Origin of the sequence: Enterobacter sp. CPE_E863, assembly GCF_046521465.1 — a bacterium.
Taxonomy (GTDB): Bacteria; Pseudomonadota; Gammaproteobacteria; order Enterobacterales; family Enterobacteriaceae; genus Enterobacter; species Enterobacter adelaidei.
Map to the genome: position 1 here is coordinate 3,156,148 of NZ_JBKFZX010000001.1, position 23,026 is coordinate 3,179,173.

At 50.2% G+C, this 23,026-nt stretch carries 24 protein-coding genes and 5 pseudogenes; 19 read left to right on the forward strand and 10 right to left on the reverse strand.

Annotated features, from left to right (window positions below; genetic code table 11):
- Positions 1-63 precede the first annotated feature (63 nt).
- The 4 genes and pseudogenes from ACLHV8_RS15560 to ACLHV8_RS15575 form a co-directional block, all read left to right on the forward strand.
- On the forward strand, positions 64-1,104 hold the full coding sequence (locus ACLHV8_RS15560) for a TerY-C metal binding domain-containing protein (RefSeq protein ID WP_045899550.1): 1,041 nt from the start codon (positions 64-66) through the stop codon (positions 1,102-1,104).
- Complete coding sequence (locus tag ACLHV8_RS15565; RefSeq protein WP_063928008.1) at positions 1,104-2,741, forward strand: PP2C family serine/threonine-protein phosphatase; 1,638 nt, start codon at positions 1,104-1,106, stop codon at positions 2,739-2,741. Before ACLHV8_RS15560 ends, ACLHV8_RS15565 begins: the two co-directional genes overlap by 1 nt.
- A gap of 25 nt (positions 2,742-2,766) precedes the next feature.
- On the forward strand, positions 2,767-4,266 hold the full coding sequence (locus ACLHV8_RS15570) for a helix-hairpin-helix domain-containing protein (RefSeq protein WP_032662300.1): 1,500 nt from the start codon (positions 2,767-2,769) through the stop codon (positions 4,264-4,266).
- A gap of 74 nt (positions 4,267-4,340) precedes the next feature.
- Positions 4,341-4,598, forward strand: a pseudogene (locus ACLHV8_RS15575) (transposase); the annotation flags it as partial.
- Between the two features lie 12 nt (positions 4,599-4,610).
- Here the strand turns inward: ACLHV8_RS15575 and ACLHV8_RS15580 are convergent.
- The 7 genes and pseudogenes from ACLHV8_RS15580 to ACLHV8_RS15610 form a co-directional block, all read right to left on the reverse strand.
- Positions 4,611-4,766 (reverse strand): annotated as a pseudogene (locus ACLHV8_RS15580) (IS30 family transposase); the annotation flags it as partial.
- A 31-nt stretch (positions 4,767-4,797) separates the two neighbouring features.
- Entirely contained in the window at positions 4,798-6,390 is a 1,593-nt protein-coding gene (locus tag ACLHV8_RS15585; RefSeq protein ID WP_058691233.1) for an IS66-like element ISKox1 family transposase, read from the reverse strand.
- A 30-nt stretch (positions 6,391-6,420) separates the two neighbouring features.
- Entirely contained in the window at positions 6,421-6,771 is a 351-nt protein-coding gene (gene tnpB / locus ACLHV8_RS15590; RefSeq protein ID WP_004189161.1) for an IS66 family insertion sequence element accessory protein TnpB, read from the reverse strand.
- Positions 6,768-7,208, reverse strand: a complete 441-nt coding sequence (locus ACLHV8_RS15595) for a transposase (RefSeq protein ID WP_048994037.1) — start codon at positions 7,206-7,208, stop codon at positions 6,768-6,770. The genes tnpB and ACLHV8_RS15595 overlap by 4 nt, the downstream gene beginning before the upstream one ends.
- Positions 7,209-7,291: 83 nt before the next feature.
- Positions 7,292-8,050, reverse strand: a pseudogene (locus ACLHV8_RS15600) (IS30-like element IS30 family transposase); the annotation flags it as partial.
- 55 nt (positions 8,051-8,105) lie between these two features.
- Positions 8,106-9,028 (reverse strand): annotated as a pseudogene (locus ACLHV8_RS15605) (IS5 family transposase).
- 51 nt (positions 9,029-9,079) lie between these two features.
- Positions 9,080-10,199: pseudogene (locus tag ACLHV8_RS15610) on the reverse strand (IS3-like element ISSen4 family transposase).
- Between the two features lie 665 nt (positions 10,200-10,864).
- Here ACLHV8_RS15610 and ACLHV8_RS15615 point away from each other — a divergent pair.
- Positions 10,865-11,032 carry a helix-turn-helix transcriptional regulator gene (locus tag ACLHV8_RS15615; protein WP_044593897.1) on the forward strand — a complete coding sequence of 56 codons (168 nt, stop codon included), beginning with the start codon at positions 10,865-10,867 and terminating at the stop codon, positions 11,030-11,032.
- 229 nt (positions 11,033-11,261) lie between these two features.
- On the forward strand, positions 11,262-12,260 hold the full coding sequence (locus ACLHV8_RS15620) for a hypothetical protein (RefSeq protein ID WP_015386466.1): 999 nt from the start codon (positions 11,262-11,264) through the stop codon (positions 12,258-12,260).
- Here the strand turns inward: ACLHV8_RS15620 and ACLHV8_RS15625 are convergent.
- Complete coding sequence (locus ACLHV8_RS15625; protein ID WP_058691042.1) at positions 12,257-13,216, reverse strand: hypothetical protein; 960 nt, start codon at positions 13,214-13,216, stop codon at positions 12,257-12,259. The two genes, ACLHV8_RS15620 and ACLHV8_RS15625, sit on opposite strands and share 4 nt — an antisense overlap.
- Positions 13,217-13,297: 81 nt before the next feature.
- Here ACLHV8_RS15625 and ACLHV8_RS15630 point away from each other — a divergent pair, with 81 nt between their 5' ends.
- From ACLHV8_RS15630 to ACLHV8_RS15680, 11 genes are all read left to right on the forward strand, one after another.
- Positions 13,298-14,182, forward strand: coding sequence for a GTPase family protein (locus tag ACLHV8_RS15630; protein WP_007869717.1), 885 nt, complete (start codon positions 13,298-13,300; stop codon positions 14,180-14,182).
- Between the two features lie 260 nt (positions 14,183-14,442).
- A complete protein-coding gene (locus ACLHV8_RS15635; RefSeq protein WP_044593432.1) occupies positions 14,443-15,180 on the forward strand; it encodes a DeoR family transcriptional regulator in 738 nt (245 codons plus the stop codon).
- A 56-nt stretch (positions 15,181-15,236) separates the two neighbouring features.
- Positions 15,237-15,509: a hypothetical protein gene (locus tag ACLHV8_RS15640; protein ID WP_007869719.1), complete on the forward strand. Its 273-nt coding sequence runs from the start codon at positions 15,237-15,239 to the stop codon at positions 15,507-15,509.
- Positions 15,510-15,552: 43 nt separating this feature from the next.
- A complete protein-coding gene (locus ACLHV8_RS15645; protein WP_202402041.1) occupies positions 15,553-15,849 on the forward strand; it encodes a permease in 297 nt (98 codons plus the stop codon).
- Between the two features lie 126 nt (positions 15,850-15,975).
- A complete protein-coding gene (locus ACLHV8_RS15650; protein ID WP_007869723.1) occupies positions 15,976-16,797 on the forward strand; it encodes a DUF932 domain-containing protein in 822 nt (273 codons plus the stop codon).
- Positions 16,798-16,820: 23 nt separating this feature from the next.
- Entirely contained in the window at positions 16,821-17,060 is a 240-nt protein-coding gene (locus ACLHV8_RS15655; RefSeq protein WP_007869725.1) for a DUF905 domain-containing protein, read from the forward strand.
- A 103-nt stretch (positions 17,061-17,163) separates the two neighbouring features.
- Positions 17,164-17,622 (forward strand): antirestriction protein, encoded by a 459-nt coding sequence (locus ACLHV8_RS15660; RefSeq protein ID WP_013098170.1) that lies wholly within the window; start codon positions 17,164-17,166, stop codon positions 17,620-17,622.
- Between the two features lie 15 nt (positions 17,623-17,637).
- Positions 17,638-18,114, forward strand: a complete 477-nt coding sequence (gene radC, locus ACLHV8_RS15665) for a RadC family protein (protein WP_013098171.1) — start codon at positions 17,638-17,640, stop codon at positions 18,112-18,114.
- 8 nt (positions 18,115-18,122) lie between these two features.
- Positions 18,123-18,350: a DUF987 domain-containing protein gene (locus tag ACLHV8_RS15670; RefSeq protein ID WP_013098172.1), complete on the forward strand. Its 228-nt coding sequence runs from the start codon at positions 18,123-18,125 to the stop codon at positions 18,348-18,350.
- A 13-nt stretch (positions 18,351-18,363) separates the two neighbouring features.
- Entirely contained in the window at positions 18,364-18,681 is a 318-nt protein-coding gene (locus ACLHV8_RS15675; RefSeq protein ID WP_007869729.1) for a type IV toxin-antitoxin system YeeU family antitoxin, read from the forward strand.
- Between the two features lie 20 nt (positions 18,682-18,701).
- Positions 18,702-19,028, forward strand: coding sequence for a TA system toxin CbtA family protein (locus ACLHV8_RS15680; protein ID WP_007869731.1), 327 nt, complete (start codon positions 18,702-18,704; stop codon positions 19,026-19,028).
- A 287-nt stretch (positions 19,029-19,315) separates the two neighbouring features.
- Here the strand turns inward: ACLHV8_RS15680 and ACLHV8_RS15685 are convergent, their stop codons facing one another.
- Complete coding sequence (locus ACLHV8_RS15685) at positions 19,316-19,945, reverse strand: helix-turn-helix domain-containing protein (RefSeq protein WP_028016192.1); 630 nt, start codon at positions 19,943-19,945, stop codon at positions 19,316-19,318.
- 331 nt (positions 19,946-20,276) lie between these two features.
- Between ACLHV8_RS15685 and lpxP the strand changes: the two genes are divergently transcribed.
- Positions 20,277-21,197 (forward strand): kdo(2)-lipid IV(A) palmitoleoyltransferase, encoded by a 921-nt coding sequence (gene lpxP / locus ACLHV8_RS15690; RefSeq protein WP_152691796.1) that lies wholly within the window; start codon positions 20,277-20,279, stop codon positions 21,195-21,197.
- A gap of 356 nt (positions 21,198-21,553) precedes the next feature.
- Positions 21,554-21,625: a membrane protein YpdK gene (gene ypdK / locus ACLHV8_RS15695; protein ID WP_099458937.1), complete on the forward strand. Its 72-nt coding sequence runs from the start codon at positions 21,554-21,556 to the stop codon at positions 21,623-21,625.
- 51 nt (positions 21,626-21,676) lie between these two features.
- On the opposite strand, the gene alaC is transcribed toward ypdK, so the two are convergent.
- A complete protein-coding gene (gene alaC, locus ACLHV8_RS15700) occupies positions 21,677-22,915 on the reverse strand; it encodes an alanine transaminase (RefSeq protein ID WP_128347997.1) in 1,239 nt (412 codons plus the stop codon).
- Positions 22,916-23,026: the final 111 nt, after the last annotated feature.

Genomic DNA, 23,026 nt, shown 5'->3' on the forward strand with positions numbered 1-23,026 from the left:
CGGGCAGCACCTTTCTGTACAGCAACGTTTTCTGCTGGCCGTACCAGCCGTACGAGGAAAATTATGAGACGCCTTCCCGTGTTTTTTGTCCTGGACTGTTCAGAGTCCATGATTGGTGAAAACCTGAAAAAAATGACTGATGGTCTGCAAATGATCGTCGGAGATTTAAGAAAGGATCCACACGCACTTGAAACAGCCTGGGTTTCGGTAATCGCATTTGCCGGTGTAGCCCGTACGATTGTACCTCTTCACGAAATTGCCTCGTTCTACCCTCCCCGCCTTCCCGTTGGCGGCGGTACGAGCCTTGGGGCCGCATTGCGTGAGCTGACCGTACAAATTGATACCCAGGTCAGAAAAACCACTCATGAGGCTAAAGGCGACTGGAAACCCGTCGTGTATCTCCTTACCGACGGACGTCCGACTGACGACACAACCGCAGAAGTGAAGCGCTGGAAGGATCACTACGCGAGTAAAGTGAATCTCATTGCCGTTGGCCTGGGGCCGTCAGCGGACCTGAATACCCTGCGGCAACTGACAGAGAATGTCATGCTGTTCACCGAGTCTCAGGAAGGGGACTTTACCCGCTTCATCAAATGGATCACAGCCTCGGTTACGGCGCACAGCCGCAGCGTCGGAGACGACAAACAACCTGAGCTCAGCCAGACTGAATACATAGTCCGGCTGGCCAAGGACGAGCCAGTAAAAGCGTACGACGAAAACTGCGTTACGCTTACCGGCCGTTGCAGCAAGACCCGTCGTCCGTATCTGATGAAGTATGAACGGCCACCAGCAAGGATTTCCGGGCTCGATTTCAGCCTGAACCTGAACAGCTTTAATATTGCCGGATGCTATCCCATCGATGAGGACTATTTTGCATGGTCAGATGCCACCGCTACCGGTTTGCAGGTAAACACCAGCGAACTGCATGGCGTACCGGGTTGCCCTCACTGCGGTAATGCCAGTGCGTTTGCCCTGTGCTCATGCGGAAAATTGCTGTGCATTGACGGCCCGGATGACGTGATCTGCCCGTGGTGTGAAACAGGCCTGTCATTCAGCAATGATGGCGGAAACACTAACTTCGACGTAAACAGAGGGAGAGGTTGATGTCGCAAAATGCTTTACTTGAAGAGAAGATTATCCGCTTAGTGCTGTCTGAGCTGGGCCACCCTGTAGAAGGTGAGCGGCTTTTTCTTCTATCGCACGACCCTTCCCTTACTGAAGAGATTATGCGGCTTAAAGAGCGGATTGAGAGCCTTGCACAGGGTTTATCTGCGCGGGTTAGCGAAGGTTATAACGACGCAGAGATCGCCCCCTCGTCAGCATCCAGCCTTTCCGATCAGCAACAAACGGTCGTAAGTGATGCAGATAACCCGGGCATTGACGCTACCGATACACCATTACTGCAACCCCTGCCAGAAAATGAACCTCATCCTCCGTTCTGGAAGCTGATGCCTTATTACGAATTTGATAAACCAGCACAGAGGGAAGACGAAAACCTGTCTTCCCTGGTATTAAAACCCGGGCAGATACCGACAGGCCAGCAGCGGGCCGGATTAGCTGTGCCACCTGCCGTTCCCCCGAGAGCTAAAATAGTTATTCCCAACGCCCGCGCAGGCGAACGTTTCTCTTCGCCGGTTGCTATAGTTCTGGATGAGGGCCAGCAGGCTACTGTCAGGGACGTTGTCTTTCCCAGGAACATTGGCCTGACCTTTGACAAAGAGCATAAGTTGCTGACAGGTACACCCACCGAAAGCGGCGATATAGAGCTTTCAGTACTCTGGTCATGCGCTTCGCACGACGAATGCGAAACAAAACAGCTTTTTATAGTCAATCCCGATCCGAGAAGCCTGTGGAAGGTGGTAGAGCCACCAGCAGGCGCTTCCTACCCTAAGTCCCATCTGGACGCTGCTGGCCTGGTCAAGGGTGACATACGTATTGCTGCCGCCAGTCGCCGGGGACGATCTCATGAGCATGCCGGGAGCTTCAGAGATGACGACTTCTATATCAACCACTGCCAGGAAACAGGATGGTCTGTCATGCTGGTCGCAGACGGGGCCGGTAGTGCGGTAAATTCCCGGGAAGGCTCCCGGATTGCAGTCCAAACGGCTGGCGATTACCTTTTCAATCAGCTCAGTGGTTTGAAAGGCGTCCATCTAAAGCAGCACATCACGGCGTGGGAAGGGAGCGATCAGCAGGCAACCATAAACGCCATGCTTCATCATTTTAAACAGGCAGCTACGCTCGCGGTCAACAGTATCCAGAACGAAGCCATTTGTGCAGAACAACCTGTGAAATCCTATTCAACAACCCTACTGGCAACTGTAGCGCTACGAACTGATAATGAGCTGTTTGCGGCTGCATTCTGGCTTGGTGATGGTGCGATAGGTGCATACAGCCCTTCCGGTAAAGTCAGGATACTGGGAAATCCCGATAGCGGAGAATACGCAGGACAAACCCGCTTTCTTGACCAGAGCATTATCGCAGACCCCTCGTTTAGCGGCCGCATCAGCGTGGGTAAATGGAATGATGTATCTCACTTGATCCTCATGACAGATGGCGTATCAGACCCTCTGTTTGAGACAGATAACGGGCTTCGCAGTGACGAAAAATGGACCCGTCTCCTTGATGAGCTCATCCCTGTCCTTACAGACGCCAGTATTGCGCCTGAGAGGTTAGGCGACTGGCTTAACTTTTTCTCCACAGGGAACCACGATGACCGCACTATTGCGGTGTTGTGGTAAGGCATACGCTTCTTCGGTGATCAATATGGCAAATATTGTTACGTGCAAAACAAAGGACGGCGAAACAGTCCAGTATGTTGACGAGGTAATTGGTTCGGGCTCGATGAAGGATGTTTACTTCTCGCCTGATAAATCATACGTCGTCGCTTTTTATCATAAACCGCAGAACGAGCAGGCCCGGGATCGGATTGATATGATCACCGGACGCTACAGGCAAAACATTTTTGGCCAGTCCGGAGGTGAATACTGGAAGGACCTGTTTTGCTGGCCGACCCACGTTGTTGAGCATGGGGATAAAATCGGCATCGTGGTTCCAACCTACAAAAGCTACTTTTTCTTTAAATACGGCTCTAAAAACGATGATTTTCTTGGCATAAAAGGCCGTGAAAAGGAAGGCAAATGGTTTGCCAGCGCCAGCAACCAGAATAAATTTCTCGACCCACGTGAACGAGGCAATACGCTTACCTATCTCAAGGTCTGTCTGCTGCTAACAAGAGCCGTCAGAAGGATGCATGCGGCAGGTCTCTGTCACAGCGATCTAAGCTATAAAAACGTGCTTATCGATCCAGAAATGGGACATGCCTGCATCATTGACGTAGACGGCCTGGTTGTCCCTGGAAAGTATCCTCCCGACGTCGTGGGCACCCCGGATTTTATCGCTCCGGAAGTGGTGAAAACCAGCCATCTTTCCAAAGAGGATCCGAACCGCGTATTGCCAAGCATTTCTACTGACCGTCATGCGCTGTCGGTGCTTATCTACATGTATCTGTTCTTCCGTCATCCGCTACGTGGCGGAAAAATACATGACATGTCGGATGAAGTACGTGATGAGACCTTATCTATGGGTGAGAAGGCACTCTTCATTGAACATCCGACAGACAAAAGCAATGCAGTCAAAGTCAGTCAGCTATCCTCCTTTTCACTGCCCTGGGCTGACCCGGAGAAAATTCCTTACACCATCATGGGCCCTTATCTGACGCCTTTGTTTGAACGCGCCTTTATTGATGGCTTACACGATGCCACTAAACGCCCGACCGCCGATGAGTGGGAAAGTGCCCTGGTTAAAACAGTCGATCTGATACAGCCCTGCCAGAACAAGGCGTGTGAACAGAAATGGTACGTTTTCTCAGGTAAGACAAAGCCGGTTTGTCCCTACTGCGGTACGCCATACAAGGGTAAATTACCGGTTCTAAATTTATATTCATCCCGAAAGGAAGGCAGTTATCGTCCTGACGATCACCGGTTGATGGTGTGGAGCGGGCAGTCAATCTATGCGTGGCATGTGAATCGCCTCATTGCGCCAAATGAGCGCACAACCGATGCACAAAGGAAACGAGTTGGGTATTTTGTTTTCCATAACGATCAGTGGTGGTTAGTAAATGAAGGCATAAATGGGCTTATGTCATTACCGGATAAACGACAGATTGCCATTGGGGAAAAAATTGAACTGACGAATAACGCTCAGTTTGTTCTGTCAAAGGAGGAAGGCGGCAGGCTAGTCGTCGTTCAGTTAGTAGAAAACTAACGTGAAGTGGTTTACTGAATTTGGCCACCTGAACAGAGGTGATATGCTCACCTCAGAACAACACAGGTGTCATAATGAAAAAAAGAAATTTCAGCGCAGAGTTTAAACGCGAATCCGCTCAACTGGTCGTTGACCAGAACTACACCGTGGCAGATGCAGCCAGCGCTATGGATGTCGGCCTTTCCACAATGACGCGATGGGTGAAACAATTACGTGATGAACGGCAGGGCAAAACACCAAAAGCCTCCCCCATTACCCCGGAACAAATTGAAATCCGTGAGCTCAGGAAAAAGCTACAACGTATTGAAATGGAAAATGAAATATTAAAAAAGGCTACTGTAGATTCAATCTGTCAATGCAACACCCCTTTCAATTATCTCTTTCGGTGTTTTGAACTTCAGTGTCTTTCTCGGTCTGTTGTTTAGCTGAGCAGCAACCAGATCTAGTTCATGTTGAGTATATTGGGCAAGACATGTCTTTTTAGGAAAGTACTGCCGAATTGTAAGCGTTAAGTGAGCGCCGTATTGACGGTTATTTATCGGTAAGAACCACGTTCCATGGCAGCAGTTCGGCCACTTTGTTGCTGGGCCACTCCGGCAGTACGCTCAGGATATGGCGAAGGTAGGCTTCCGGATCGATACCATTCAGCCTGCACGTCCCGATCAGTCCGTACAGCAGGGCTCCGCGCTCACCACCGTGGTCGCTGCCGAAGAAGATAAAATTCTTTTTCCCAAGACAGACGGCACGAAGGGCTCGTTCGGCAGCGTTGTTATCAGGCTCTGCCAGGCCATCTTCACAGTAGTAGCACAGCGCATCCCACTGGTTCAGGACATAAGCGAACGCTTCGCCCAGACGGGACTTTTTCGACAGCGTCTCATTTTTTTCTACCAGCCATTCATGCAGCGATGCCAGCAGTGGTTTGCTTTGCGATTGTCTGGCTGCCAGACGCTCTTCTGTCGTGAGGCCGCGTATTTCTTCTTCTATCGCGTACAGCTCACCGATACGTTTCAGGGCTTCTTCCGCTGTCGCTGTGTGAGTGCTTATATAGACATCATGGATTTTTCGGCGGGCATGGGCCCAACATGCGGCTTCTGTCAGCGGCCCTCCTTCACGTTCCGGACTGAACAACCGATCGTAGCCTGCGAAGGCATCCGCCTGCAGCACACCATGATAGTGGCGAAGGTGTTGCTGAGGATGTTTTCCCTGCCGGTCTGGCGAGAAGGCGAACCATGCCGCTGGCGGATCTGATGAACCTGCGCTTCTGTCGTCACGTACATACGTCCAGATACGCCCGGTTTTCGTCTTCTTTCTGCCCGGTGCAAGCACCAGAACCGGAGTGTCATCCGTATGCAGTTTGTGGCAGTCCATCACGTAGTGGTAAAGGGCCTCATCCAGCGGGGCCATTAACCGGCAACATGCATCCACCCAGTTGGAGAGCAGAGCCCGGCTCAGATCCACGCCCTGACGGGCAAAGATTTCGCACTGGCGATACAGCGGCAGGTGTTCGCAGTATTTGGCCGTTAACACGCGGGCCAGCAGACCCGGCCCGGCGATACCCCGATCGATGGGACGTGATGGCGCAGGTGCTTCAACGATACAGTCACATCGGGTGCAGGCCTTTTTCACCCTGACCGTGCGGATCACTTTCAGGGCGCTGGAGACCAGTTCCAGCTGCTCCACGCTGACTTCGCTGAGGTACGCCATACTGCTGCCGCATTCCGGACAGCTGGTTTCCGCAGGATCCAGCCGATGTATCTCGCGGGGAAGATGTGCTGGTAACGGGCGACGATGGCGGGACTGACGCAACTGGCGAGGTACCTGCGGATCGTCTTCCCGTCCGTTGTAGCGATCGCTTTGCTGCTCCTGCTGTTTCAGCAGGGCTTCGGCTTCTTCAACCTGTCGGCGAAGTTTTTCGGAGCGGGTACCGAACAACATTCGACGCAGTTTTTCTATCTGTGCCCGCAGATGCTCTATCTCGCGCTCTTCGTTCTCTATTTTCTCTTCTGCGCGGGCCAGTGCAGAACGCAGGAACGACTCAGTCTCTGCAACGAGACTGAGCTGACTGTCTTTCTGGCGAAGCGCGTCTTCCAGCGCAGCGATACGGGCGAGATAGTCGTGATTCATAACCGCTTTTATAATGCGGTTATGATTTTTTTACAACATTGTCAGTGAGTTAAGGCGGGATATTTTTGGCTGGCGCCAGTCCAGCTTATCAAGGAGCATGGCAAGTTGTGAGCGGGTGATCGCGATTTTGCCGTCGCGTACAGCAGGCCAGACGAACTGTCCCTCTTCCAGGCGTTTGATAAACAGGCACAGACCATCAGCATCAGCCCAAAGTATTTTCACGGTATCGCCACGGCGTCCCCGGAAGATAAACAGATGGCCGGAGAAGGGATCCTCATCCAGAACGTGGTGTATCTGTTCGCCCAGCCCGTTGAAGGATTTACGCATATCCGTGGCCCCGGCGACCAGCCAGATGCGGGTGCCTGACGGGAGGGATATCATGGTGTCCTCCCGGTCAATTCGCGGATCAGCACAGTCAGCAACTCTGACGACGGGTTCTCCAGCGTCATTTTGCCGTGGCGGAACTCAACATGACAGGAAGTGGCGCTGGCGTGAGCGGAGGAGAACGTACACAGAGTGTCATTCTCTGCTGCGGGCAACGGGTCGTTGATAACGTCGACGGACAACAGAGTCGGAGAAGCCGGAAGAGATTGAGGTACCACCGGCCCCACGATAGTTGCAGGCATTCGACGAGAGATTCGCCCCTCTCTCTGCCAGAGGCGTAGCCACTTAAAAATGAGATTATTATCAACGCCATGTTCCCGCGCCAGTTGTGCGACGTTGGCATCTGGTCGTGAAGCCAGTTCGACCATCCGAAGTTTGAAGTCACTGGAATAGACGGTACGCGATTCAGTTCGCCAGTTGGCAGCATTTTCCATAAACAGAGCTCCTTCTAAATTAGACGGAGCTCTAAGCTAGCGATCCCGGGACTGGAATCACAGGCGGCAGTGACTTGACGCTTACGCCGAATTAGCCCATTTGTGTTCTCATTTGTTCCCCGCTGCCAAGGACTCTGAGGATCGCAGAAGTAAACTTTAACGCCGGTGCTGACAGTAAATTCTAGATGTCTGGCCAGTTCCATTCCTCTGTCCCATGTCAGTGATTTTCTGAGTTCTGACGGTAAACTCAGGAATTTGTCGGTAAGAGCCTGATTTACTGAGACAGAATCTTTGCCCCTGAGTCTAAGGATGATCGTATAACGTGATTTTCGGTCTACAAGTGTGGCTATATGAGAGTTTTTTGTACCTGAGACTAAATCGCCCTCCCAATGCCCCAGAGAGCGTCTGTTATCGATATTTCGGGAACGTTCGTGAATTGGTGTTCCGTTCACTATGTTAATCGTACCTCTTTCGCCTTTGCGGGTATGACGCCTGCCATGGCGAAGGCTATGCGACCGTCGCAGATGCTGTATATTCAGGTGGTGTAGCGCTTCACGGCTACGAAAGTACAGCGTTTTATAAATTGTCTCAGGTGATATTCGCAGCGTTTTTTGACGTGGTTTTGTTCGCCTTAACCATCCTGATATTTGCTCTGGAGACCATTTCATCTCCAGCTTTTCCAGAACAAGCTTTCGCAATGGTAAATTTTGATCCAGTAAGCACGGTTTTGGCCTTTTCGCCATTCTGTTGGCTCGGTTATTAGCATCAACAGCTTTGTAATAGCGTCTGCCCCGATTACGCTGAACTTCACGTGAGATCGTCGAAGGACTGCGATTCAGCGCGGCTTTGTTGAATAAATAAGATTTCGTGCGAACGACCCTGTAGCTGGCTGGATTTTCAGGCAATACGCACGCTTTCTGGCATCCCAGCCTTTGTCATCCTGTTCAACGCACGCACCATGGCCATAGCTTCCGCTACCTGACCATCGTAGTCACGCAGCGTCAGTGAACCTCCCAACAACTGCTTCATTCTGTACATTGCCGTTTCCGCTATCGAGCGACGGTTATATTCCGTTGTCCATTTCCACCGTGCATTGCTTCCGCTCAGCCGCTGATTAGCAACGGCACGGTTGCGGTCTGCGTACTCACCGGGCCAGTAACCTGCACCTTTTCGGGGCGGGATAAGCGCGCTGATTTTCTTACGCCGCAGTTCATCGTGACAGAGCCGGGTGTCGTAAGCCCCGTCTGCCGCGGCTGCCCTGATTTTTCTGTGAGTCTGCCGGATAAGGCCCGGGAAGGCTTCTGAGTCCGTGACGTTATTCAGCGACAGGTCTGCACAGACAACTTCATGTGTGTTGCTGTCAACAGCAAGATGCAACTTTCGCCAGATACGACGGCGCTCTTTGCCGTGCTTTCTGACTTTCCATTCGCCTTCACCAAAGACCTTCAGCCCGGTGGAATCAATCACCAGGTGTGCGATTTCACCCCGGGTGGGCGTTTTGAAACTGACATTAACCGACTTTGCCCGCTTACTGACACTGGTGTAATCCGGGCAGCGCAACGGAACGTTCATCAGGGCAAAAATGGAATCAATAAAACCCTGCGCAGCCCGCAGGGTCAGCCGGAATACGCGTTTAATCACCAGAACGGTGTGATGGCGAGATCAGAATAGCGCTGGGGCCTTCCTCGTGATGAAGGCGTTGCCGACTCATACCAGGCCTGAATCGCCTCATCATCCAGCCAGAAAGTGAGGGAGCCACGGTTGATGAGAGCTTTGTTGTAGGTGGACCAGTTGGTGATTCTGAACTTTTGCTTTGCCACGGAATGGTCTGTGTTGTCGGGATGACCTGCCCCCACGATTAGATACAACACTCAGTTAGTAACGTCGGAATCTTCATTCTCAGAATGACCCTTTCTCCAGCCCGCTGCAAATTCAGACGGTGTCTGATAATTCAGCGTGGAGTGCGGGCGGCATTCGTTATAATCCTGCCGCCAGTCATTAATAATTTTCCTGGCATGAACGATATCGCTGAACCAGTGCTCATTCAAACATTCATCGCGAAATCGTCCGTTAAAGCTCTCAATAAATCCGTTCTGCGTTGGCTTGCCCGGCTGGATTAAGCGCAACTCAACACCATGCTCAAAGGCCCATTGATCCAGTGCACGGCAAGTGAACTCCGGCCCTGGTCAGTTCTTATCGTCGCCGGATAGCCTCGAAACAGTGCAATGCTGTCCAGAATACGCGTGACCTGAACGCCTGAAATCCCAAAGGCAACAGTGACCGTCAGGCATTCCTTTGTGAAATCATCGACGCAGGTAAGACACTTGATCCTGCGACCGGTGGAAAGTGCGTCCATGACGAAATCCATCGACCAGGTCAGATTGGGCGCCGCCGGACGGAGCAGCGGCAGACGTTCTGTTGCCAGCCCTTTACGACGTCTTCTGCGTTTTACGCCCAGGCCACTGAGGTGATAAAGCCGGTACACGCGCTTATGATTAACATGAAGCCCTTCACGGCGCAGCAACTGCCAAATACGACGGTAGCCAAAACGCCTGCGCTCCAGTGCCAGCTCAGTGATGCGCCCTGATAAATGCGCATCAGCAGCCGGACGGTGAGCCTCATAGCGGCAGGTCGACAGGGATAAACCTGTAAGCCTGCAGGCACGACGTTGCGACAGACCGGTCGCATCACACATCAACATCACGGCTTCCCGCTTCTGGTCTGTCGTCAGTACTTTCGCCCAAGAGCCACCTGAAGCGCCTCTTTATCCAGCATGGCTTCGGCAAGCAGCTTCTTGAGTCTGGCGTTCTCTTCCTCAAGCGACTTCAGGCGCTTAACTTCAGGCACCGCCATACCGCCATACTTCTTACGCCAGGTGTAAAACGTGGCATCGGAAATGGCATGCTTGCGGCAGAGTTCACGGGCGGGTACCCCAGCTTCGGCTTCGCGGAGAATACTGATGATCTGTTCGTCGGAAAAACGCTTCTTCATGGGGATGTCCTCATGTGGCTTATGAAGACATTACTAACATCGGGGTGTACTAATCAACGGGGAGCAGGTCAGAGTCAATAGCCGATTTAGGTCACAGCACTCAATCTGTAATGTTTCCAGCACTACATTAGTCAGCCTTGTAACAAGCAGCAGGTAACACCTGTCGCAACTTACTGCGGTGGTATAGCTGATGCCTTCCATTCAACATGCAATCAATGTTCAGCAATCTGCAGCAAGATGTTGTTTGATATAGCTGTCCATATATCGGTTACGCTGACTTTAAATATATCTTTAATTTTTATTTATTTGGTTTGATTGGCTGGGTTTTTAATTAATGTTTGAATTTATATTCCAATCTTGATCTGTTTGTAAGATTTAAATACTAGTAAATGCTGCGTGGGTAGCAACCTGAATCTTACCATTTTTACTTTAATGGCAGGTCTCATTTGATCATTTTGCATGATCAACTTAGGCGGTTTTATCGGAGCATCTTACAAAGACTACACCATCAATCGTTTCCTCCCCTCTAGTTCGCAACTGAAGTGAATTGTCAAGACAATTTCTAGAGCGATCTTTTGCCTGCACTTTGTGGCCCTATACAGCCAGTATCTTGCGAAAGGGCGGCACATCAGGAGAACAGTGTGGAAAGAAGTGAAAACAATGACATGCAACTTGTAGATATGAAGTGGATCGCAGCAACGCTGAAAGTCACTGATAAATGGATTTATAAGCAAATTCAGGACGGAGAATTTATGAAGCCAATAAAACTTGGCAGAAGTTCTCGTTGGAGGCTAAGTGACATACACGAATGGTTGGAAAACCGCGTGAAGTGAACATGGACGGTATGTAATGGCAATATGTTGCAGAAAAGGGTGCAAAGAGAATATAGCATCTATTAGCTATGAATATGGTGTCAGGCTTTGTTATATCCACTTTAATAGACGGAAGGAATTGAGCCGAAAAAGGAATGTAAAGAAAGACATTCGCTGTAAAGTTTGTGGTGCTAATTTCTCTGAAACGAGAAATAATAAATTTTGCTCAAATAAATGCAAAGGGATTGGTATGAGAACCCTTAAGGATTCTGATAAAACTGAAATCCATAATCACTCGTACTGGCTTAACACAGAGGGGTTTATTAAAAACAATCCATTGCAATTGAATTCAATTAACGGTCTTGAGGATATCGCCAACATCATTTCACTATACCGAATTAAATCCCGATTACAGATTCCATGTAGCCATTTTTTGAAAAAGAAAATACGAGGCAACTGCAAAAAAAATGAACACAAACTAACTCCATTTATTAAGCTGGATTTAAGTCATAAGTATCCAAATTCAAAAGGAGGGATGAATGTACCAGAGAACATTATGATTGCACCTTCATTTATAAACAAAATGAATAAAGATAAAATCCCTGAAAATGATGCTTTTGAGATGTTTAATGGTCATTCTCTAAGTAAGAAAAGGAAGGATATGCCGCATAGTCTCATCAATTCTATCGTTAGAAATTATTCAGACGATGAAGTTAATGCATTGTTTTGTAAAATTGGCAAGCTGCCAAGAATAAAAAATGGACAAAGCAGATATTTAAATGCTGACGCAGTTTTCAACCAGGTTTTTATTTTTGATCTATTGAATGCGGAACTGATTCGCTTAAAAGAAAGAACCATCCTTTATTGTCTGAAATACATATGTAAGCTTTTTCGAAACAAAATAATTAAGTTTAAAGGTAAGCGTGTCACTTTTATTACCTGCTACTTTGATATGATTGCACTTGCTTTCTTTCATGCTTATTTGCGAGGCGATCCTGAACGCTTTTTATCCAGAATTAAGAGGTTCGTGTGGGTAATGGAAAATGGGAAGAAAACAATGTTAAGGGTACGTGCGCTTTTTTCTTCACTATCTCTGTTTAGGCGGTATTGTAAAAAACACCTGTCAATATCTGTTAGCGATCCTGCGTCTGCTAAAGAGAGTATATTAGACATTTATGCGAAGTTTTTTGCGGTTAAACCCTCCTACATTTCCGATGAGGGCTATCCGAGGTGGATTCGCAAATGCTAGTGAGGTGTGAATTCATTATTATCAAGTTCATCGCTAAGTATATCCATGAAATAATCGATCGCGTTCTTGATATTACGCAACTCAGTGCCTGAGGAATTAAGTGAGTTGTTTATTTCAGTGTTTTTTAAGATTACGCCTTTAGCTGCGCTCAATATTAAAGCATCGATGATAACGAATGTGTCAAGTGTGAGCAATTTCCTTTTTATTGTTTCAAAACTCAGCCAATTATCTATATCATTTTGCACTTGTTTTGGATATGACTGCCTTTCGAGTTTGATGATGCCTGCAATTTGGCTGGAGAGAATATAATCAGAGTAACGAAGATCAATTGTAATCCATAAATTAGATAAAGAGGCCATTTCAGTTGAGTAAGGATAATTATCTGGAATGATTTGGCTGGTCAGATGATTGATTTTATTAAAAACAGAGCTTAACTCAGGATTGGCGCTTCGGGCATTAGGGTAATCATTAGGAGTGAAGGGGAAGCATGCATGGCATGCTTCAAGAAAACGCATGTGCTCCTTTATACTGGGATGTGCATTTCTGGATTCATTAAAAATCCTTTCAAAGGTAAGTTTTTGCACAGCCTGTCTGGGGTTTTGTTTCCAGATAATTAAATCCACATTGTCTTGCTTTAAAATATCAAGGTTTTCGATGCGTGTTGACAACGTTTTTAACTTTTCCTTATTTGAATCGTTTTGCATGAATTTGTTTCGCAGAGTTCTCTTTTGGCTGTCAGAAAGCTTTTTATTATCAAAATCCATGCTGTTTATTTCCATGCGTTTGATTGCTCTTTCACAGTTAAAGAATAACTCTCTGCAGTAGAATGCATTCATTAACTCTTCTTTTTTATAGGTTGATATACGCCTGGAGTATAGTGCTTTGTTCTTTTTAATGAATTCCAGAACTTCTTTTTTTGCTTTTTCTTGATTGTGACTTTTCATTTTTTTATTCACGATTTAAATTTTCTTTAAATATATATCACCAGATTGACAGAGGCAAGCGATGCTTTCTTAATCAATTGATAAGGTGACATAATGAAATGCAATAAAGAATTAAATCAGCTGTATTCGCCACTTAGTCTGCTGCCCAGCAATGTTGCAGAGGAAGTCACTAAACGTCTGCACGACATTATTCATTACCAGCCCATCATCGGCATAATGGGAAAGACTGGTGCTGGGAAGTCGAGTTTGTGTAACGCACTGTTTCGCAGCACGGTCTCGGCCGTCAGTCATACCACTGCGTGTACCCGTGAGCCACAGCGTTTTACGCTGCAGGCAGGTGAACGCCAGGTGACGCTGATTGATCTGCCCGGGGTGGGCGAAAGCCCGGAGCGGGATGAAGAGTATCAGGCACTGTATCAACGTATCTGGCCGGAGCTGGACCTGGTGCTCTGGCTGATTAAAGCCGATGACCGGGCACTGACCCCCGACTGTGATTTTTATTTTCGGATGCTGTCACCAGGCAGTGCTGGGAGGGATAAGGTGCTTTTTGTCCTGACCCAAGCCGATAAAATCGAGCCTTCCCGTGAATGGAGCGGCTTTCTTAATCAACCTTCAGAGCAACAGTTAAAACACCTGAAGGAAAAGCAGCGCGCGGTGTGCTCGTTATTCAACCACCCGGCACTCCCGGTGATCACCGTATCAGCAGCCACTGGCTGGCATCTGCCTGAGCTGGTGGAGGTGCTGTTTCGCTCACTGCCTGCCCGCGCCAGCAGTGCCGTCAGTTCGGTCATCAGACCACAATACCGCACGCAAAAAATTGAGGCGCAGGCGCAACAGGATTTTGGCGATACGGTCAGCGACGTGATGACACACACCCTGTCGGAGCTGTCCCTTCCCTCCGCAGTGAATGCGGTGGTCAGTACCGTGATTAGTGCGGTGGTCTCTGTTGCCCGCAGTGTCTGGCGGTTTTTCTTCTGACGGCTGAAATGCCGTTATCCCGTGAGCAAATGCACCACTATGTGTGCACCTTGCATTCGCTCTCCGTTTGCCGGACACACCCTGTCCATTTTAGGTGTGGTGTATCCGGTTAAAAAACAGACTGAATACAGTCAGTGCCGCAGCCCGTACGGTACTGACGGGTGATAAAAATATTTTTCGCCCTGTCCATACCCTGACCCTCCCCCTGTTTACAGTAATCACATCTTTTTCAATACGTTCATCACGATGGAGAACATGCCATGTCACAGACTGAGCACCGCTATGACCGACTGGCGGTCAGACTGTCTCTCATTATCAGTCGTCTGCTGGCAGGCGAAACACTGAGCGTGAAGACACTGGCAGTCGAGTTTGGTGTCTCGGTACGCACCCTGCGCCGCGATTTTCGTGAGCGGCTGATATATCTGAACCTTGAGTACCGTCATGGGCACTGCCGATTGTTGTCAGATCCCGGTATGGCACAGCGTGCCCCGGGAACCCTGTGCTTTATGCGCAATGTTGGGCTTCAGCAGGTGTTTCCAGAAACGGACCTTCGCTTGGTAAACACGCTAACGGACAGTGAGGATATCTCATCCTGTCTGGTCTGGCAGGAGGACGCCGAAAGCGCCCCCGTCCGCCCCGGTCTCTTTTCCCGACTGGTCGATACCATCATTCAGCAGCAGTGCATCCGGGAACTGGCTGACGGTGTGCGGGCTGAACACCTGGCACCGTACCGGCTTATTTTCCTTGAGGGAGCGTTGTATCTGGTCGGTGAGCAGCACGGAAGGAGCGTTGTTCTGCCGCTGTCCGGGATCACCGCCATCACCGTCCTGAGTGAGGGCTTCGAGCGTCGTGATACGGTATGTCAACTCACCCGTCAGGTGGCCTTCATCCGGGCGCTGCCTCATTTCCCGGTCATGCACGACGTGATGGCTGCATCCCATTCTGCGCCACCTTTAACAGAGGAGAAGAGCCCTGCTGCAACTAACACGACGGGGTGACCATCAGGCCATCCCTTTCATTGTTGTCTATTACCTACTTAATAAGGAAACACCGTATGCATCCGCGTTATCGTCGCATGATTGCCAGCGCCCTGGCCCTCAGCAGTGTCAGTCTTTTTATCCCCACCGTAGCCCAGGCTGGATACAGTGATTACGAGGCATTCCGTCTGGTCAGAACGGAGAACAGCGCCGCGGGCGGGGCACAGAAAATCTGCACGTATCAGAGTATGGTCACCCGAAAATATGTCCAGTTGGACATGCCCTATACCTGCCAAGGCATGATGTTTCGCAACCGGAACGACGGGCTGTTTTACGACAGAACAAACTAACTCACTGAGTTTATGGAAATTGCCATGTTTAAGGAGGGCTGCTATGCCTTTGAGCCTTTGTCTCAGCCTGTCAACCCTAGTGGGGCTGATTATCACGGTTGTTGATACCCGTATTGTCGGGTTCGGGTATTCAGCATGGGCCGCCGTGCTGCAGTGTGTCCTGCCGGGCCTGGGCGTCTGGCTGGGTAATCTCATCCGAAAATGGATCATGCCGGATGCGGTTTACGGAAGTACCGGTGCCGTCATTCAGGCCCGTCTGCTCTGGGCGGTATTGCCCCAGTTTATTGGCTGGTTCATCGGATTTATAGTCGCCATGAGCATACTGGGTATCCGGGCCTGAGCCTCCCGCGACAAACTCAACGACGGGTATTCCCCCTTCCGCACACTTTGCTGTTTAACCCCCTACCACGGCCTGCTCAGTTGAGCAGGCCGTTTTCGTTTGTTTTTTTCTCACAGGAGTCTCGCCATGACCCGATTAGCCAGCCGCTTTGGTGCGGTAAATCTTATTCGCCGTGACCGTCCGTTAACCCGTGAGGAGTTAATGCATTATGTACCAAGTGTGTTCAGCGAAGACAAGCATGAGTCCCGAAGTGATCGTTATACCTGTATTCCGACCATTACCCTTCTCGATAACCTTCAGCGCGAAGGCTTCCAGCCATTTTTTGCCTGCCAGACCCGGGTTCGGGACCAGAGCAAGCGAGAGCACACCAAACACATGCTGCGCCTGCGTCGCGAAGGCCAGATCACTGGCAAACAGGTCCCTGAAATCATCCTGCTTAACAGTCATGACGGCTCCAGCTCATACCAGATGCTGCCGGGGCTGTTTCGTGCAGTCTGCCAGAACGGGCTGATTTGCGGTGAGAGTTTTGGTGAGGTACGTGTGCCACATAAAGGCAATGTGGTGGAGAAAGTCATTGAAGGGGCTTACGAAGTACTGGGGATATTCGACCGTGTGGAGGAGAAGCGCGATGCCATGCAATCGCTTTTGTTACCGCCACCAGCACAGCAGGCACTGGCCAAAGCGGCGCTCACGTACCGCTTTCGCGAAGACCACCAGCCGGTGACGGAATCACAGATACTTTCCCCACGCCGCTGGCAGGATGAGAGTAACGACCTGTGGACCACCTACCAGCGCATTCAGGAGAATCTGATTAAGGGCGGTCTGCCGGGCAGAACGACCAAAGGCAAGCGAGCTCATACCCGTGCGGTAAAGGGGATTGACGGGGACGTGAAGCTCAACCGGGCGCTCTGGGTCATGGCGGAGAATATGCTGCACCTAGCGTCCTGACACGCTGACTATCCGGAGTCACCATGACTGAATCGTTAACCCTGCCTCCCGGTTCGTTCTCACGTCAGCAGGCCGAAACCCTTATCCGTCTGTACCGTAATATCACCATTGAAGACGACCAGGGCAGTCACTTCCGCCTGGTGGTTCGCGACACCGAAGGCCGGACGGTCTGGCGGGCATGGAACTTTGAACCGGATGCCGGTGAAGGTCTTAACGGCTACATCCGGCAGTATGGCATCCACAAAGACACCGTTACCCGCTGACCCCGAAGCATTTACCCGCGACATCTCACCTTCCCGAACACGCTTTGTTAACCCCATACGCCAGCCCTCGCCGCTGGCGTTTTTTATTGACGGAGACATATCCATGACAACGCAGACGCAGTACGACCTCGCACCCGCTAACCAACCCGAATTTGAACTGACCGTCACGCCAGTCCCCGATGAACAGCGTATCGATTTCTGGCCGCAACACTTCGGCAGCATACCGCAGTGGCTAACCTTGGAGCCGCATATCTTCGCCTGGATGGACCGCTTCTGTACGACCTACGGCGGTGGTATCTGGTCGTTCCACACCCTGAGCAACAGCGGGGCATTTATGGCCCCCGAGTATGACAGTGACGATAAATGGCATCTGTTTAACTGTCTGAATGGCAACGATGCAGATATGAGTGCAGAAGCCGCCGGTATCGCGGTCTGCCTGATTGAATACAGCCACCATGCCTGTCGCACCGAATGCGATGCAATGACCGCACACTTCTACCGCCTGCGGGACTACGCCCTGCAGCATCCTGAAGCCCACGCCATTCTGCGTATCATCGACTGACCGGAGGAACAACGAATGAAACAGCTTTCCTTTTTACCCGGCGAGATGACGCCACACGACCGGCGTCTCATCCAGCGGGCGCTCAGGGCGCTGGACCGGCACCTGCATGAGCCCGGCGTGGCCTTCACCTCCACCCATGCTGTCCGTGAATGGCTGCGACTGCATATGGCCGCACTTGAGCGGGAAGCGTTCCGGGTGCTGTATCTGGACAACCAGAATCAGTTGATTGCCCATGAAACGCTCTTCACCGGCACGATTAACCGCACTGAAGTCCATCCCCGGGAAGTGGTCAAACGTGCTCTGCATTTCAACGCGGCGGCGGTGATACTGGCGCATAACCATCCTTCCGGTGAGACAACACCCAGCCAGGCTGACAAAGCCCTCACGCAGCGACTGGTGCAGGTGCTTCAGCTGGTGGATATCCGCGTCCCTGACCACCTGATTGTTGGCGGCAGGCAAATCTATTCGTTCGCAGAACACGGTCTGTTGTGAGGTATGACATGAAAATTATCAGTAAACGCCGGGCAATGACGATATACCGCCAGCATCCTGAGTCCCGGATCTTTCGCTACAGCAGCGGAAAATATCAGTGGCACGGCAGCGTCTGTCATTACACCGGCAGGGACGTTCCGGATATCACCGGAGTCCTCGCGGTATACGCCGAACGCCGCCAGGACCGCAACGGGCCTTATGCCTGCCTGATGAGTATTACCCTGAACTTACAATAAAAGGAGAGCCCCCATGACCCACATCATCTGGGGCCTGCAGCGGGCTATCACGCCGCGCCTGGGAGCCCGTCTGGTACAGGAGGGCAACCGGCTGCACTACCTGGCTGACCGGGCCAGCATCACCGGTATGTTCAGTGACGCCGAATGCCGGAAGCTGGATGACACATTCCCACACTTTATCCGCCAGATGGAATCGATGCTGACCACCGGTGAACTCAGCCCCCAACATGCCCACTGCGTCACCCTGTACCACAACGGTTTTACCTGTGAAGCCGACACCCTTGGCAGTTGCGGCTACGTATACATCGCCATTTATCCCACTCAGCGTTAATTACCTTCACGAGAGCAAACATGAAAACTTTACCTGCAACAACTCAGCGGGCAGCGAAGCCCTGCCTGTCACCCGTGGCTGTCTGGCAAATGTTACTGGCGCGTTTGCTGGAACAGCACTACGGTCTGACAATAAACGACACCCCATTCAGCGATGAAGTTGTTATACAGCAACATATCGATGCCGGTATCACCCTGTCAGATGCCGTGAATTTTCTGGTGGAAAAATACGAACTGGTCCGTATCGACAGGAAGGGATTTCGCTGGCAGGAACAATCCCCTTACCTTCGGGCTGTCGATATTCTGAGGGCAAGACAGGCAATAGGTCTTTTACGAGGATCTCATTGAGATATGGTAAGATGAAGTTTTCGAGTACGATATCTATTAAGCGGAATCGAACCAAAGACGGTTAGTTATTATTCAATGAATTCTGTCAAAATAACTTTTGGGGGCCTTATTGGGGGCCCCTTAACTTTATTAACAACAAATAAACCTTAACTATCAACAAATAAACCATACATATTCGAAGTCTGCAGGGGGACACCATGACGCGCTCTCAGCAAGCCCAGCACACCTCATAACCAACTAATTTTCAAAAATCGTTTCTCAGGTATAAATATTAACCAAAGATAACTTTATGAGACGTAACGATAAACCGGTACACGACGGGTCGTGCCCGTCAGATTTTCAAATACCCATGTTTCATCCGTTGCGATCCTCATTCCCGCTTTTCTCAGACGCGACACCTCGGCTGCAATTCGTTGGATGCCAAACCAAAAAAGCGCATCAAGCGCAGTAACGTCCAGCCCACTCAGCAACGCCCGCTTCAGACGTTCAGCTGGCAGCTTAATTTCTTTGGCAATTTGCAAAAAGGGTTCGGCCGTGTGTGTGGTCGGGCTAATCCGCCGTATGCGGGTAGACAGACGGTATTGATAATTATCAGGGACGTCATTGAGATCCGTTTTAACACTCCAGACACAACCGAAGCGTTTACCGTTAAAAATGACATTTTTCTGGCTGAGTTCCAGCTCGTTACGTATCCCGGCTATAAGCTGGGGTGTACGCACTAGCAGCAGACGAAAAGGGAGCTCGAAACTGGTCACGTAATCGACATTGAGCAAGGCAATACGTAAACGCTCTTCGGCACCGGCTTTGCTCTCCCTGCATTCGCTCAAAACATCATCCCACTGCTTTGTCAGTCGGGAAGGTTCATTCGCTTCTGTAAACCTGTACTTTTCAATCTGGTAATCGATTTGTTCAGTCACCCGGTTCTTCCTGTCAGTCACGTTTTAGCCGTTAAAACAGACTTTATCAGCACCCATAATTATGCTCCAGAAATGAAGTGATACATCTTTAATTTGTCGATAAAAACCACAAAATCAACCACCTTTCTCATTGCCGCTTTTTTAATCAAAAACGAGTAATAGCACATATCGTATAACGGTGCTACATTACGCCGCCCACCCAAATCAGCAGTGGCCAGGTAACGCCGTAAAGTTCGGTAAAGCCTGCAACCATCACCTTGAAGAACGGTCTTATCGGCACGTCGTATCGCACACTCTGCGCTACCTTTACAGGCTTCACATAGGTTTTACTATTTTGTCTCAATCCCAATTTCAACGTGCGTTTTTACACCCGCGTTACTGGTTTACATGGTTTGGTCTTGGCGTTCTTTGGCTGATGGTTCAGCTTCCCTACCCCGTACTGCGTTTGCTGGGGTCTAAACTGGGGAGTGCATCCCGCTATTTCCTGAAACGACGTGAATCCATCGCGCGTAAAAATATCGAGCTTTGCTTCCCACAGTACAATGCCGAAGAGCGCGAGAAACTCATCGCTGAAAACTTCAAATCTATCGGCATGGCACTGCTTGAAACCGGCATGGCCTGGTTCTGGCCGGATGAACGCGTCCGTAAGTGGTTTGATGTGGAAGGTCTGGATAACCTTAAACGTGCCCAGATTCAAAATCGTGGGGTGATGGTTGTCGGGGTTCACTTTATGTCGCTGGAGTTGGGTGGTCGTGTGATGGGGCTTTGCCAGCCAATGATGGCAACCTATCGTCCTCACAACAGCCCGCTGATGGAATGGGTACAGACGCGGGGTCGTATGCGTTCCAATAAGGCGATGATCAGCCGTAATAACCTGCGCGGTATGGTCGGTGCCCTGAAGAAAGGTGAAGCCGTCTGGTTTGCCCCCGATCAGGATTACGGTCGTAAGGGCAGCAGCTTTGCCCCCTTCTTTGCGGTTAAAGACGTTGCAACGACCAACGGTACATTTGTCATTTCGCGTCTGTCTGGTGCAGCCATGTTGACCGTGACGATGGTAAGGAAAGCAGATAAATCAGGCTATCGTCTGCATATCTCCCCTGAAATGGCTAACTATCCGGAAAACGAATGCGAAGCGGCAGCGTTCATCAATAAAATTATCGAAACCGAAATCATGCGTGCACCAGAGCAGTACCTCTGGATGCATCGCCGTTTCAAAACGCGTCCCCTTGGCGAAGCCTCGCTCTATATTTAAGCCCTTCATGAAGGTTAGTTTCGCCAGGAAACTAACCTTTTCAATCACCTGTAATCACTCTGGACAATTGTTTTTCTGCGCGTCGCTAAAAGTGAATTTATTGCACTCTGAAATCAAACTGTCGCCGTTCCACGACACTCGTAAGTAACGGAAATTATTTAAGAAAATCCCTCTTGCCACCCCTCATTTTTAAGCGTACATTAGCGCCGTCTGGCAACAGGAAAGCACAGAATTCTGAGCTGGAGTTGACGGCGTAACGGGAAAATCTCTTTTCCGTTTTGACCGGATTTCAGCTCTCTATAATCAGGTGGACTCTGTTTTTAATGCGTACCACAAGATACGCGGAGCGATGAAACGTGAAATATTTCTTTATGGGCATTTCGGTGATTGTTTTAGTCTGGGCCGGAACCTTTGCCCTGATGATCTAGTGAAGAACATGCAGTCAAAAAAACAGGAGCCATCGGCTCCTGTTTTTTATCTCATGACGACGCGGGATTTTCAGCAATATTTTTTGATGAAAGCAGCCCGTCAGCACGGAACATACTCTTAATGCCCCTCACTGCCTGACGAATACGGTCGCTGTTTTCAATCAGGGCGAATCGCACATGGGTGTCGCCATAGTCGCCAAAGCCAATGCCAGGTGACACACACACCTTTGCATCCTGCAGCAGCTTTTTGGCAAACTCCAGGGAACCCATCGCCGCATACGGTTCAGGAATTTTCGCCCAGACGTACATGGACGCTTTCGGCATTTCTACCATCCAGCCCGCTTCATGTAACCCTTTCACCAGCACATCGCGACGACGTTTATACTGGGCCGCAATCTCATGAACACACTGCTGATCGCCCTCAAGAGCCGCAATAGCCGCGACCTGTAGCGGCGTAAAAGTGCCGTAGTCGTGGTAACTCTTGATTCGCGCCAGTGCACTCACCAGCGTTTTGTTACCCACCATAAAGCCAATTCGCCAGCCTGCCATGTTGTAGCTTTTAGACAGGGTAAAGAACTCTACTGCCACATCGCGCGCGCCCGGAACCTGCATAATAGACGGGGCTTTCCAGCCGTCGTAGACGATGTCTGCATAGGCTAAATCATGAACCACCAGTACGTCATAACGCTTAGCCAGGGCTACAACTTTCTCGAAGAAATCAAGCTCCACACACTGCGCCGTTGGGTTCGACGGGAAACCAAGGATCATCATCTTCGGTTTCGGGTAACTTTCGCGAATCGCACGTTCCAGTTCGTTGAAGAAATCGACACCTTCCACCAGCGGCACAGAACGTACCTGCGCCCCGGCAATCACCGCACCATAGATATGGATCGGGTAGCTTGGATTCGGAACCAGGACCGTATCACCGTGATCCAGCGTCGCCAACATCAGGTGTGCCAGGCCCTCTTTCGAGCCAATGGTCACAATGGCTTCACTTTCAGGATCGATATCAACCTGGTAGCGATCCTGATACCAGCGCGAGATCGCGCGACGTAACCGAGGAATACCGCGAGACGTTGAGTAGCCGTGCGTATCAGGACGCTGGGCAACCGTGCAGAGTTTCTCAACAATATGCGGTGGAGTTGGGCCGTCAGGGTTCCCCATACTGAAATCAATGATGTCTTCGCCACGACGACGTGCAGCCATCTTCAGTTCAGCGGTGATATTGAAAACATAAGGGGGGAGACGATCGATGCGCGTAAAACGGCGTTCAGGACTGAATTCAGCCATAGATTCCTCAGATTAACGTTAGCGCCCGGACCGTCCGAGCGACGCTGCCACGCATGTGGCGTGCTTAGAAAATAACCTGAAAAAAATCATGCTGTCGAGAGGGAAATGAAA